Genomic DNA, 12,415 nt, shown 5'->3' with positions numbered 1-12,415 from the left:
CGGCAGCGCGCCGGCGGCACGACGCGAACTCCGGGCCGTCCAGTCGACAGCGCATTTTCCCGTATTCGTGGTGGCAGACTGCAGGGCATGACGACACCTGACTGGGCCGATGTGGATCGTTACCTGGTGGATCATCTTGTGCGCGACGCGGCGTCCGCGGCGACCCTCGGCGCCAACGCCGCCGCGGATTTGCCACCGATCGACGTGTCGGTCGCCCAAGGCAAGTTCCTCCACCTGCTCGCCCGGTCCTCTGGCGCGCGCAATGTCCTCGAGATCGGGACCCTGGGCGGTTTCAGCACCCTGTGGCTTGCGCGTGCGGTCGGGGAGCAGGGGCGGGTCGTCACGCTCGAATACGATCCGCGGCATGCGCGGGTGGCCAGGGAGAATCTGGACCGGGCAGGTGTCGGGGCACGGGTCGATATCCGTATCGGCGCGGCGCTGGACAGCCTGCCGGAGTTGGAGGGTGCCGAGCCGTTCGATCTGGTGTTCATCGATGCCGACAAGGTCAACAACTCGAACTATGTGCGTTGGGCGCTGCGGCTGACCCGGTCCGGCTCGGTGATCGTCGTCGACAACGTGGTACGTAACGGCGCCCTGGCCGACGCCACGTCGCAGGACCCGTCCGTACAAGCGAGTCGTGACCTGATTCAACTGCTCGCCGATGAGCCCCGATTGGATGCAACCGTGCTGCAGACCGTCGGTGCGAAAGGGTGGGACGGTTTCGCTTTCGCCGTCGTGAACTAGCTGTGGCGGGTCACCCATCCCACGCTCGCGATATGGCACTGGCTCAGGTGAGGTAAGGCAGGTGGTGAGCCACGACCCGGATATCTAGTGGGGGGCGGGCGTCCGGTGCTGCGCTCGTTCGTTAAGCTCCCGCTCTTATGGCTGTGAACGCGACACTGCACACCTTCGCCGTCCAACTGGCCGACGTCGATCGCGGTGTTTATGAGCAGCTGGAGCTGCGGGTGGCGCGGCATCCGTCCGAGACAGCCGAGTTCATGATGACCCGCCTGCTGGCCTACTGCCTCGAGCACGAGGACGGGATCGCGTTCAGTGATGGCGGAGTGTCCTCCACCGATGAGCCCGCGGTGCTGGTCCGCGATCTCACCGGGCGGATCACCGCGTGGATCGAGATCGGCGCGCCCGACGCGGAGCGGGTGCACCGAGGCAGCAAAATGGCCGAACGCGTCGCCGTCTATACCCATCGTGATCCTGCCAAGGTGCTCGCGCAGCTCACTGGTAAGCGAATCCATCGCGCTGAAGCGATCCCCCTCTACAGCTTCGATCGCGTATTCATCGACACAGCGGCCGCAGCGATCGAACGCCGCAACACAGTCACTCTTTCCGTCACCGAACGCCTGCTGTACCTGGAACTCAACGGGACCACCTCGAGCACCTCGATCGAAGAGCACCGGCTCGGGTAAGCGTCGACGCGATCCTGATAGCGGGTGCTGCATGCCTTCCGCACGCGATGAGCGAGTCCCTGCTGGGCGTCACGGCCGTCGACCTCCGGCACGTTATGGCTCGGCTGCTGGGCGATGCGCTGCCCGAGCCGGCTGGTCCGGGACACGTAGCTCGCCCCGCTGACCGAGCGTGCCGGTCGCCCACAGTGCGTGTTCGGTGGGAGACCAGCCCCGAACAGGAGTGGAGCAACCGTGAGGGCAGCACAAAAACACTGTCTTGCAATGTTTTACAGGAACATGAGGTACTGTCCTGCGCGCGCCCGGGGAACCTGACGGATCGGTTGCGCGGGGCAGTGTTTTCGTACTCCGGAATCGAGGCAAGCGAATGAACCACAAGCTCTGGCTGCTCAAGCGGTCCGCTACCGTCGGCGCCTATAAGCTGGGCGAGGCGATCACCCGGCCGAAGGCACGGACCATCGATGATGTCCCGGTGTCCGGCGAGACGGTCACCCCCGAGTGGCTGACGGCCGTACTGTGCCGCGAGGTACCGGACGCCGAAGTGACCTCGTTCGACACCACGAACGGCAGCCGCGGCACCTCCACCCGGGTCGCGATCCAGGTGGAATACAACGATGCGGGCATCAGGGCGGGCCTGCCGACCGAGCTGTTCGCGAAGACCACCACGGACTTCAGCCAGCGGATCCTGCTCGGCGGCGGGAAGATGATCGACGGGGAAACCCGCTTCTTCAGAGATTTCCGGCCTCAGGTTCAGATGGAGGCTCCGCTCGGGTACTGGGGGGCGTCCGACCCGTCCTCGTGGCGCTCGATCGCGCTGATGGAAGATATCGCCGCGACTCGTGGTGCGGTGTTCAGCGAGCCGACCGACCCCATCGGCCGCGACCAGATCGAAGACCTCGTGCGTAATCTCGCGCGGTTGCACGGCACGTTCTGGGAGCATCCGTCGATCTCTGCGCTCAACCCTCCGGCCTATATGCTCGAGGCCTATCTGGCCGCGATCGATATGAAGAAGCGCTGCGAGATCGGCCTGCGCCGGGCGCAGGAGGTTGTTCCCGAGGCGCTGCACGGCCAGAGCGATCGGTTGTGGGCCGGTGTGGAGCGCGCGATCGACATCGCGACCCATGACATCCCCCCGACCTTGCTGCACGGTGACCCGCATATCGGCCAAACCTACGTGACCAACACAGGCGCGATGGGATATGTCGACTGGCAGGTGGTGATGCGCGGCGGCTGGGCACACGATTTCGCCTACACCGTCAACTCCGGCTGTGAACCCGACGATCGGCGCGCGTGGGCCCAGGAGTTGCTGGCGGCCTATTTGGACGAGCTCGGCAGCGTCGGCGGCGGGGCGCCGTCGTTCGACGAGGCGTGGCTGCTGTATCGGCAGCAGTCCATGTTCGCCTACGCAGCATGGGCGTTCACCATCGGGCGGGCGGCATATCAACCCAAGATGCAGACGGAGGAAACCTGCCTGACCTTGCTGCGGCGGATCACCACCGCCATCGATGACAACGAGTCACTGGACGCGCTCGGCGTCTGAGATAGGGAGAGGCGTCCCACGTGAACCATGCCGTTCGGGGCGCCTCTTTTCGAGCAAGCCCGTCATTCGGGGACGGCTCGATTAGCCCCCCGCTCTCGCCCAGCTGTGTCGCACGGGCTGGAGCACGAAAAGTATTCCGCGCAGTCGGTTTTCGTCTTGACGCCACCGCGGCGATCGGCCGCTGTACCATCGACCAGTTCCGGCCGGGGCCTGCTCCAGGCCGCCCGAGCGACTCGGCACGGGCGCTGCTCAGTATTCCCCTCGGTACATGCGTTACCCACGAACAGCCATTACTACGCGAAGAGTTTGGAGTCTCCCTTTGAGTACGCCGCAACCCCCCGCGCAGGCCCGGTCGTGCCCGGTCCCGCACGGTTCACCGATCGATTCCGACGGACCACGAGTGCCGCTGTATGCGCCGGAGTTCGCCGCCGACCCACACCGCTTCTACCAGGAAATGCGAAGACAGTACGGGCCGTTGGCCCCGGTCGAGCTGGCGCCCGGCGTACCGGCCACCCTGGTCATCGGATACAGCACGGCCCTGCGGATACTCAACGACCCCGAGCATTTCCCTGCCGACCCGCGGACCTGGCAGAAAGATATCCCCGCCGATTGCCCCATCCTTCCCCTGCTCGAGTGGCGGCCCATGGCCAGCCGGTGCGCAGGCGCGGAATTCGTGCGCTACCGCAAGGCCATCACCGCGAGCATCGATGCCGTTGATCTGTACGCGTTGCACGAGATCGTGGAGGGCATCGCCGTCCCGTTGATCAACTCCTTCTGCCAGGACGGCAGTGCCGATCTGATTCACCAGTATGTGTTCCCGCTGGTATTCGAGGTCGTCAATTCGCTGCTCGGTTGCACGCCGGAGATCGGCCAGCAGGTCGCCGCAGGCACGGCCGCCCTGCTCGAAGGCGTCGACGCCGAAAAAGGCAATCAGATGCTCGGGGAAGCGCTGATGAAACTCGTGATGCTCAAACGAACCGAACCCCAGCGCGACATCACCTCGATGCTGATCCAGCATCCCGCAGAACTCGACGACGTGGAGGTGTCCCACCATGTGTCGCAGGTCTACGGCACAGGTATCGAATTCCAGCTGAACCTGATCGTCAACACCCTGTTGCTGATCCTCACCGACCGTCGTTTCGGCAGCAGTGTGCTGGGTGGGAACCTGTCTTCCCGTGATGCCCTGGACGAGGTCCTGTTCAACGACCCGCCGCTGGCGAACCTCCTCATCACCTATCCGCGCCAGCCCATCCTCGTCGACCGCGTCTGGCTGCCCGCGCACCAGCCGGTCGTTATCAGCATGGCCGCCTGCAACAACGATCCCGCCGCCCGAAGCGGCGATATGGCAGGCAACCGTTCACACCTGGCGTGGGGTATCGGCCAGCACGCCTGTCCCGCTCAATCCCTGGCCTATCTGGTGGCCCAGGACGCCATCGATCAGCTGCTCGACGCCCTCCCGGAAATGCAGGCGGCGCTACCGGACGGCACCCCGACCTGGCGGCCGGGTCCGTTCCATCGGGCACTGACAGCGCTGCCGGTCACCTTCCCACCCACAGCTCCGTTGAACCCCAACGGCGCACTGCCCGAGCCACATCCGTGACCTCCCACCGACTCAACCGGTAGCCGACCGGGGCGGCGCAACGGTGCGCTGCCCCGCGGACCGGGCAGGCGCACATCACCGAGGGCAGGCTGAAGGCGCCGGAACAGATCAGAAGCCTCCCTCGAAACCGCCGCCCCAGTCGCCGCCGCCCCAGTCGGTTCCGGTGTCGCCGCCCTGGTCGTACTCGATACCGCCCGCAGCGTCCTGATAACCCTCCCCATAACCGCTTTCGAAGGCGTGTGCGTCGTATCCGACCCCGGACATTCCGGTGAACAGGCTGCTGAACAGCAGTGCCGACCCGATACCCCATGCGCCGCCGATCAGAGCGGGTTTCCACCAGGGTTCTGAATACCAGCCCGCGGGTACCGGACGCCCGGCCACGCGGCCGCCCGGGAAGTAGTTCGGTGTCTGCGACGACGGCCGCGGCGATGCCGCAACCTGACGACCCTCGAAATCGACCTCCCGCTGTTCGCTGACCCGGCCGGCTTCGGCCTGCCCTTCGAGTTCGGGAATCGGCGGTCCGGGGTCCATGTTCATCGCGGTCCGGGCGGCTCGAATGTAATAGAGCCCCTCCAGGGCTGTTTGTTTGGCCAACCGTGCCTGCACAGGAGTCCGCGCCTGGCCGATCTGCGAACCGGCCGCCTGATGCCGCTCCGCGGCGTCCGCGAGTGCCTGTTTCGCCGCGTCGTTGCTACCGCTGAGATGATAGATCTGCCCGGCCAGTCGCTCGTTCACCTGCCGCGCCCCGGCTATCGCGTCCGCGAAGTCGTCCGCGGTGTGCTGTTTACCTTCCCGTGAACGTATCACCAGGAAGTAGGCCACGATCGCGACCACAATGATGACCAGCAACCATTCCATCGCTCACCCCGCCTTCTGTCGGGAAGCCTCTACCGAAGAGTTTACTGAAGAATTGCTGCCTCCATCGGCCATCTGTTCGTCCTTCGGGGAGCGGGGCGCGGCAACTGGCCGAGCACCTGCTTCCGCGAGAGGATCGGGGCATGGAGCCAACACCCGACCTCACCGGGCTCAGCCTGGAGCAGAAAGCCGCACTCGGCAGCGGGGCCGACTTCTGGACGACCAAAGCCGCAGGGCCGGTCGCTCCGATGGTGCTGACCGACGGCCCGCACGGCGTGCGCAAACAGGCCGAGGCCTCCGATCCGCTCGGTCTGGCGGTGAGCCTGCCCGCGACCTGTTTCCCGCCTGCGGTGGGGCTCGGCCAGTCGTGGGATGTCGAGCTGGTGCGGCGAGTCGGCGTAGCGCTCGGGCAGGAGAGCCGGACACTGGGCGTGGATGTGCTGCTGGGGCCGGGTATCAACATCAAGCGGGACCCGCGGTGCGGCCGTAACTTCGAGTACTACTCCGAGGACCCGATACTCACCGGTGCGCTCGGGACGGCATGGGTGGCGGGGCTGCAGAGCACGGGAGTCGGCGCATCACTGAAACATTTCGCTGCCAACAACGCCGAACACGATCGGATGCGGTCCAGTTCTGATGTGGACCCGCGTCCGCTGCGGGAAATCTATCTGCGTGCCTTCGCACATATTGTCCGCACCGCGGCGCCGTGGACCGTGATGTGCTCCTACAACCGCATCAACGGGGTGCATGCCGCCGAGAACCACTGGCTGCTCACGGCCGTGCTGCGGGATGAATGGGGCTTCGACGGTGTGGTGGTCAGCGATTGGGGTGCGGTAACCGACCGGGTCGCCGCGGTGGCCGCGGGCCTCGACCTGGAGATGCCCGGTAGCGGCGGTGCGTCGGACGCCGCGGTCGTCGCGGCGGTGCGTGCGGGAGATCTCGATCCGGCCGTCGTCGACCGGGCCGCCGAGCGTGTCGCAGCATTGGCGAAGAAGGCCGAGGCGGCGCGCCGCCATCCGGTCGGCCACGACCCGGCGGCGCATCATGCGCTTGCTCGTGAAGTGGCGGCTCGGTGCGTGGTGCTGTTGCAGAACGACAACGCGATCCTGCCTCTGTCGGCGGGACAATCCATCGCCGTGATCGGGGAGTTCGCCGAGAACCCTCGCTATCAGGGCGGCGGTAGCTCGCGGGTGAACGCGACACAGGTGGATATCCCGCTGGCGGAAATCCGCGCCCTCGCCGGACAGGGCGCGGTGCGCTTCGCGCGGGGGTTCACCACCGACGACACCACCGATGAGACGTTGCGCGCGGAAGCTGTCGAGATCGCCGCGGCCGCCGATACTGCCGTTGTGTTCCTGGGCCTGGCGGCACGACAGGAATCGGAGGGCTTCGACCGCGACGATATCGAGTTGCCCGCCGGCCAGCTGGAACTGCTCACCGAAGTCGTTCGAGTCCAGCCCGCCACCGTTGTGGTGCTCGTACACGGCGGTGTGCTGCGGCTGGCTCCGGTCGCCGGCCTCGCCCCCGCCATCCTGGACGCGGCGCTCCTCGGCCAAGCCGGTGGCGGCGCGATCGCCGATATTCTTTTCGGCAAGGTCACACCGTCGGGCAGGCTGACCGAAACGGTTCCGGTGCGAATCCAGGACACCCCCGCCTACGTCGCCTTCCCCGGCGAGAACTCGCATGTCCGCTACGGCGAGGGTCTGTACGTCGGTTACCGGTGGTACGACGCGAGGGAGCTCGAGGTCACCTACCCGTTCGGCCACGGGCTGTCCTACACGACGTTCGCCTACTCCGATCTCACCGTCACCAGCGCCGATGACATGATCACCGTGCAGGTCACCGTGACCAATACCGGGTCACGGGCCGGGCGGGAAGTGGTGCAGTGCTACACCGCCAAGCCGGATTCGTCCGTCACCCGCCCACCTCGCGAACTCAAAGGTTTCGCCGTGACCGACCTGGAGCCCGGAATGAGCGAACGGGTGTCGATCATGCTGCGCCGCGACGACCTCGCCTACTGGGAAACCCGCGTCGACCGATGGATCGTCGAAGATGGCGATTACCAGGTCTGCGTCGGCGCCTCCAGCCGGGATATCCGTTTGACGACCCAGCTCACGGTCGCGGGAGATCCGCTGCGCTTACCGATCACCCTCGACTCCACCCTCGGCGAGGTGATGAACAACCCCGACGCGGGTCCGCTGCTGGAATTCCTCGCCCGCAACGCGCCTCCCGGGTTGAGCCCGGACAGCGGCGGCGCGGCTTTGGGTATCGATATGGCCCGGATGGTCGCCTCTTTCCCGCTGCGTCTGATGGTCGGCTTCTCGCAGAACCCCGATGGGCGCACTGAGCTGGAACAGCTCATCGCCTCGCTCGACGGCGGTGAGGAAACACCAGCCGACCGGTGACCGGCTCAGTGCCGGGGGACGGAGCACCTCGGTCGTCGCCCGCACCGCGGCTACGGATCGTTACGGGAGTCAGACAGGGTGGACTGAGATCGTGCCACGGCATACGGCGGTCTGGGTGTTGATGAACCACCAGCCTGCGCCGGTCTGCACGGTCACCGTGAACGATACGGTCCCGACTCCGGTCCAGGTCCTGTTGATCGGTATGTCCGGACTCGGTCGGAGCACCGCCTCGTCGCTGACGCTGTGACCGGTTGTGCCCGTGGTTTGGTTGTGCCAGTCGACAAGGACGCGCGTGCCGTACCAGTTGATACCGAATATCGGGAAAAGGCTGGCGGGCAGGCCGGGCAGCTCGGTGCCGCCACCGAGCAGGATCGCCGGCTCGAGCACCCCACCCGGCGGGCGGCTCGCGCCGGAGCTGGCCCTGATATTCCAGGTGAACGGCGGGGCCCATAGGAGGGGATTGGCGCTGCCGCAGGTCATTGTGGTGGACGACGGCGGGGAGGGTTGGGCGTTCGCGGGCGCGGCGCTGGTGATCGACGCGGCCGAGACGACAAGTGCGGCGAACACTGCCACAGCTGCGGTTGCGAATCTGGGGGCGTGGTACACGGTGGCTCCCGATGTTGTAGTGGGCGAACCGATGTGGTGAAGACCGTACCGGCTTGCCCTTCTCGAATCGGGCGGTTTGCCACCGAGTCCGACCCTATCGACTCAACAGCCCGGTCAGCGAGCCCCGAGGAAAAGGGTTTGCGTACTGCGCCCGAGGGGTCCGTGCTCGTCGAACAGCTGGGATTCGGCCAGGCCGATCCCGTGTGGTTGCGGGTAGGTGACGGCGTCGAGGCAGACCCATTCCCCGGTGGGCTGGCGGTGCAGGGTGACGGTCAGGTCGGTGTTGATGAACAGGTAACGCGTCCAATCCAGAACGGCGCTGACGCCGTTGCCGGAGTCGGCGGCGGCGAGAACGCGCTCCAGCGGGCTCGGGGTGGTCCCGGCCACGATCGGATATTTGAGACGGATCCAGCATATCGCCGGGCCTGGTTCGGCGAAGGTGCCGCTGGCGAAACGGTATTCGATGCTGGTGTGGAAGCCGACCGGTTGGGCGGCCGGGAACTGCTCGGGGGCGGGAGTCTGCTCGGGGCCAGGACGGGAACCGGTAGGGAGGTGCTGGTCGGCGATGTTCAATTCCGGGTCGGCCAGCCGGAACCGCCAGGCATTCGCCCGCATCACAGGACCACGATCGGTCGACAAGGTGGCCTCGAGCAATTCCACACTCCGGCCGGGTCGTACGACGCGAGCTTCTGCCGTGAGCGGAGCCAGGGGCACCGGGCCGAGGATTTCGACGGCGACGCGGCCGACTTGGAAATCCGGGCGCGGCTCGCACCGCTCGATCACGTGCCCGAGTAGCGCGGACGGCGGGCCCGCATGTTGGGCGTCCGGCGACCATGGGCCGCGGGTGAGTTCGGTCGAGTCGAACCGTCGTGGGTCGGCAGGGTCGGGCAGATAGAACGCGTGACTCATATTCAGCTACATTTCCGGAAGTTGTTCGCCCTGCACCACTTCGATATCGAGGTCGAGCTTGACCGTGGTGCCGACGGCCGCAACGCCCGCGCGCACCATCGCGTTGTAGTCGATTGCGAAATCATGGCGGTGCAGAAGGGTTTCGGCGTGGAACGCGGCGCGCACACCACCCCACGGGTCGGCTCCGAACCCGCCGTAGGTCACCTCGAGATCGACCGAGCGGGATTGTCCGTGCAGGGAAAGCTCGCCCGACATCACCCAGGTGTCGCTGCCGGTACGGCGGAATCGGCTGCTGGTGAAAGAGATCAACGGATAGTGTTCGACATCCAGGAAATCGTGGGAGCGCAAATGATTGTCGCGCATGAGGATACCGGTGTCGATGCTGGCGGCTTTGATCTCGGCGTATCCCGTGGACCGCTCGAACGGCTGAGTGATATCGATCCGCCCACTGACCTCGGCGAATCGAGCTTTGATGCTCGCGATGCCGAGGTGGCGTGCGGTGGCGATCACCGTCGAGTGCGCCGGGTCGATCGTCCAGGGGCCGCGCGGGGGCAGTTCGACGGCGCTCTCCGCGGCCACCAGCGTGATATCACCGAGCAAACCGGTACCGGCCGAGGAGATCTGGGCTGTTCGTGCCACCGGCTGGAATCCGGCGGCGGTGAGTACCGCTGTGTGGACGCCAGGGGGCAGCGGTTCGGTGGCCACCGCGCCGGTCTCGTCGGCGACGGCACGGGCGATCTGGCGCCCGCTGGAGTCTGTCACGGTCAGCACCGCGTTCGGCACCGGCCACCCTTCGGTGGTGCGAATGCGGGCGGTCAACCCGGTCATGCGCGGTCCTCTGTCTCGGCGGCCGCGGGCCTGCGGGATGTCACGCGTCGATCAGTCGCGGCAGCGGACATGAAGCACACCTTCTCACCGATCGGAATTAGTTAACACTGGCAACTAGTTGCTGGTGCTAAATATACATACGGATATCCGGAGCGAGACAAGACGGTGGGGATGTACCGCGGCCCTGGGCGGCACCATGATCACCGCCATCCGGTGGCGGTTTGCAGGGCAAGACCGGAGACTGCCAGGACCACGGCGAGTATCCCGCCGAACAGCAGCGGCCGCGGTCCTGTCTCCCGCAGCTGCCGCAGCGAGAGCGAGGCGCCGATCGCGGCGAGTGCTGCCGAGATGAGCCAGGCGCTCAGACCGTCGAGGGGAGCGGTCAGCGCTGTCGGCAGGACGCCGAGCGCGGCGACCACCGATGCCCCGGCGAACAGCACCACGAAGAGCGGGATACTGCGCCACAGCGACCCGGCCGCTCCGGTGCTACCCCGTCCGGTCAGATGCAGCCCGACACACAGCGGGACGATCATCAGGCTGCGCACAAGTTTGACGATGATCGCGAAATTCGCCGCGACCGGGCCGAACGCCACCCCGGCCGCCAGCACCGAGGAGGTGTCGTTGATCGCCGTCCCCGCCCACAGCCCGAACGCCTCCTGCGACAAACCGAGCAGCCGGCCCAGCGGCGGATACACGAGTACGGCCGCGATATTGAAGACGAAGATGGTGCCCAGCGCATACGCCACCCGCCCCCGGTCCGGTTTGAGCACCGCGGTCGTCGCGGCGATCGCGGAAGCCCCGCAGATCGTGGTGCCCGCCGCGATCAGAATGTTCGATTCCCGGTGCAGCGCGAGCATCCGGCCGACCAGTACCGCGGCTACCGCCCCGGCGGCCAGTGTCCCTACCAGCACCACAATGGTCTGCCGTCCGACCTCGAGCACCGCTCCCACCGGCAGCCCGAGCCCGAGCAATACGATGGCCGCGCCGAGCAGCCGCTCCCGGGCCACCGTGAGACCGGGACCGAAACGCCCCTCCTCGGCGACGGATCGCCGCGCCAGTACACCGGCCACCGCGCCGCCGAACAGCGCGAGCACCGGAGCACCTGCGATCGGCAGGACGGTAGCGAGCAGAGTTGCCATGGTGGCGAGCCCGGCCGCGAGCGCGAGACCGGGAAATATGCGGTACAGCTGGGTCATGCCTATGACCATGGTCATCGCGCGCCCCTGCCGGTAGCGGGCAAAATCGGACGACCTGATAAAGAAAACTTATGGCCCTTTCCCCGGGAACCCCCGATCTGGCTGTGCTCGACCTCTTGGTTTCCGTAGCGGAAACGGGCAGCCTCGGCGCAGCCGCCCGCCGCCACAGCATCAGCCAGCCTGCGGCGAGTATGCGGATCAGCGCCCTCGAACGCCGGCTTCGGTTGCGGCTTCTGGACCGTGGCCCGACCGGTTCGTCACTCACCGATGCGGGCCGCACGGTTGTCATCCATGCGCGTACGGTGCTCGACGCCGCCCGTTCCTTCAACGACGCCGTCGCGGTACTGCACGCCGACCGGACACCCCGATTGACCGTGGCTGCGTCGAAAACAATCGCCGATCATCGGATCCCGCAGTGGCTTGCAGCTCTGCGCAAGGTCCGTCCCGAAGTCACTGTGGCGTTGCAGGTCGACAACACCCGTCAGGTGGAGGTGATGGTGCGCGCGGGTGACGCTGATATCGGGTTCGTGGAAGGCCCGCACCCGCCTTCCGATCTCGGCGGCCGCGTCCTCGGCGCAGATGAGCTCTTGGTGGTGGTCGGCACAACGCACCCCTGGGCGAAACGCACCACCCCCGTGACCCTGCAGGAACTCGCCACCACCCCGCTCCTGTGGCGCGAACCGGGGTCGGGCACCCGCGATACCGTGTGGGAAACCCTCGGCGCGCACGGCCCGCCCGCGCAGCCTGCTGCCGAACTCGGCTCCACGGTCGCGATCGTCGCCGCCGCCCGCAGTGGTATGGCTCCGGCCGTATTGAGTGCCCTGATCGCGGGTCCCGAGCTCGCCGTGGGCGGTCTCGTGCGCGTGCCTCTGGCCGAGTCCCTGGTTCTGACCAGGCGTTTTCGTGCCATTTGGCGGCACGGAACTCCACCGTCCGGTGCGGCGGAGATCCTCATACAGTGCGCCGCGCGACTCGGTTCCGGGCCAGCAGGAGGTCGGTGAAATGCACGCGGCCACGAGTTGCCGGTGCCTTTCCCGGCGTTCGGACCGGGCCGG

11 protein-coding genes are annotated in these 12,415 nt (G+C 66.7%); 6 read left to right on the top strand and 5 right to left on the bottom strand.

Going from position 1 to position 12,415, the window contains the following annotated elements:
* Positions 1-87 precede the first annotated feature (87 nt).
* From B0T44_RS14460 to B0T44_RS14445, 4 genes are all read left to right on the top strand, one after another.
* Entirely contained in the window at positions 88-744 is a 657-nt protein-coding gene (locus B0T44_RS14460; protein ID WP_077114850.1) for an O-methyltransferase, read from the top strand.
* 137 nt (positions 745-881) lie between these two features.
* Positions 882-1,424, top strand: a complete 543-nt coding sequence (locus B0T44_RS14455; RefSeq protein WP_077114849.1) for a YaeQ family protein — start codon at positions 882-884, stop codon at positions 1,422-1,424.
* Between the two features lie 364 nt (positions 1,425-1,788).
* Entirely contained in the window at positions 1,789-2,961 is a 1,173-nt protein-coding gene (locus tag B0T44_RS14450; protein ID WP_077114848.1) for an aminoglycoside phosphotransferase family protein, read from the top strand.
* A gap of 319 nt (positions 2,962-3,280) precedes the next feature.
* On the top strand, positions 3,281-4,561 hold the full coding sequence (locus B0T44_RS14445) for a cytochrome P450 family protein (protein WP_077114847.1): 1,281 nt from the start codon (positions 3,281-3,283) through the stop codon (positions 4,559-4,561).
* 108 nt (positions 4,562-4,669) lie between these two features.
* On the opposite strand, the gene B0T44_RS14440 is transcribed toward B0T44_RS14445, so the two are convergent.
* Positions 4,670-5,419, bottom strand: a complete 750-nt coding sequence (locus B0T44_RS14440) for a hypothetical protein (RefSeq protein WP_077114846.1) — start codon at positions 5,417-5,419, stop codon at positions 4,670-4,672.
* A 140-nt stretch (positions 5,420-5,559) separates the two neighbouring features.
* Between B0T44_RS14440 and B0T44_RS14435 the strand changes: the two genes are divergently transcribed.
* Complete coding sequence (locus tag B0T44_RS14435; protein ID WP_077114845.1) at positions 5,560-7,821, top strand: glycoside hydrolase family 3 C-terminal domain-containing protein; 2,262 nt, start codon at positions 5,560-5,562, stop codon at positions 7,819-7,821.
* A 69-nt stretch (positions 7,822-7,890) separates the two neighbouring features.
* On the opposite strand, the gene B0T44_RS14430 is transcribed toward B0T44_RS14435, so the two are convergent.
* From B0T44_RS14430 to B0T44_RS14415, 4 genes are all read right to left on the bottom strand, one after another.
* The gene (locus tag B0T44_RS14430; protein WP_254854132.1) at positions 7,891-8,388 is read right to left on the bottom strand and encodes a hypothetical protein; all 498 of its coding nucleotides are present in this window, start codon (positions 8,386-8,388) and stop codon (positions 7,891-7,893) included.
* A 153-nt stretch (positions 8,389-8,541) separates the two neighbouring features.
* Positions 8,542-9,336: a thioesterase family protein gene (locus B0T44_RS14425; RefSeq protein ID WP_077114843.1), complete on the bottom strand. Its 795-nt coding sequence runs from the start codon at positions 9,334-9,336 to the stop codon at positions 8,542-8,544.
* 6 nt (positions 9,337-9,342) lie between these two features.
* Complete coding sequence (locus B0T44_RS14420) at positions 9,343-10,164, bottom strand: YceI family protein (protein ID WP_077114842.1); 822 nt, start codon at positions 10,162-10,164, stop codon at positions 9,343-9,345.
* A gap of 200 nt (positions 10,165-10,364) precedes the next feature.
* On the bottom strand, positions 10,365-11,378 hold the full coding sequence (locus B0T44_RS14415; protein WP_254854131.1) for a YeiH family protein: 1,014 nt from the start codon (positions 11,376-11,378) through the stop codon (positions 10,365-10,367).
* A 53-nt stretch (positions 11,379-11,431) separates the two neighbouring features.
* Between B0T44_RS14415 and B0T44_RS14410 the strand changes: the two genes are divergently transcribed.
* Positions 11,432-12,361: a LysR family transcriptional regulator gene (locus B0T44_RS14410; protein ID WP_077114841.1), complete on the top strand. Its 930-nt coding sequence runs from the start codon at positions 11,432-11,434 to the stop codon at positions 12,359-12,361.
* The last annotated feature ends 54 nt before the right edge of the window (positions 12,362-12,415 follow it).

This window comes from Nocardia donostiensis, assembly GCF_002081715.1.
GTDB lineage: Bacteria > Actinomycetota > Actinomycetes > Mycobacteriales > Mycobacteriaceae > Nocardia > Nocardia donostiensis.
This window is presented reverse-complemented; position numbering and strand designations above follow the sequence as displayed.

Coding starts and splice junctions, on each gene's coding strand:
- B0T44_RS14460 (WP_077114850.1), top strand. CDS start 88: ATGACGACACCTGACTGGGCCGATGTGGATCGTTACCTGGTGGATCAT.
- B0T44_RS14455 (WP_077114849.1), top strand. CDS start 882: ATGGCTGTGAACGCGACACTGCACACCTTCGCCGTCCAACTGGCCGAC.
- B0T44_RS14450 (WP_077114848.1), top strand. CDS start 1,789: ATGAACCACAAGCTCTGGCTGCTCAAGCGGTCCGCTACCGTCGGCGCC.
- B0T44_RS14440 (WP_077114846.1), bottom strand. CDS start 5,419: ATGGAATGGTTGCTGGTCATCATTGTGGTCGCGATCGTGGCCTACTTC.
- B0T44_RS14435 (WP_077114845.1), top strand. CDS start 5,560: ATGGAGCCAACACCCGACCTCACCGGGCTCAGCCTGGAGCAGAAAGCC.
- B0T44_RS14425 (WP_077114843.1), bottom strand. CDS start 9,336: ATGAGTCACGCGTTCTATCTGCCCGACCCTGCCGACCCACGACGGTTC.
- B0T44_RS14420 (WP_077114842.1), bottom strand. CDS start 10,164: ATGACCGGGTTGACCGCCCGCATTCGCACCACCGAAGGGTGGCCGGTG.
- B0T44_RS14415 (WP_254854131.1), bottom strand. CDS start 11,378: ATGACCATGGTCATAGGCATGACCCAGCTGTACCGCATATTTCCCGGT.
- B0T44_RS14410 (WP_077114841.1), top strand. CDS start 11,432: ATGGCCCTTTCCCCGGGAACCCCCGATCTGGCTGTGCTCGACCTCTTG.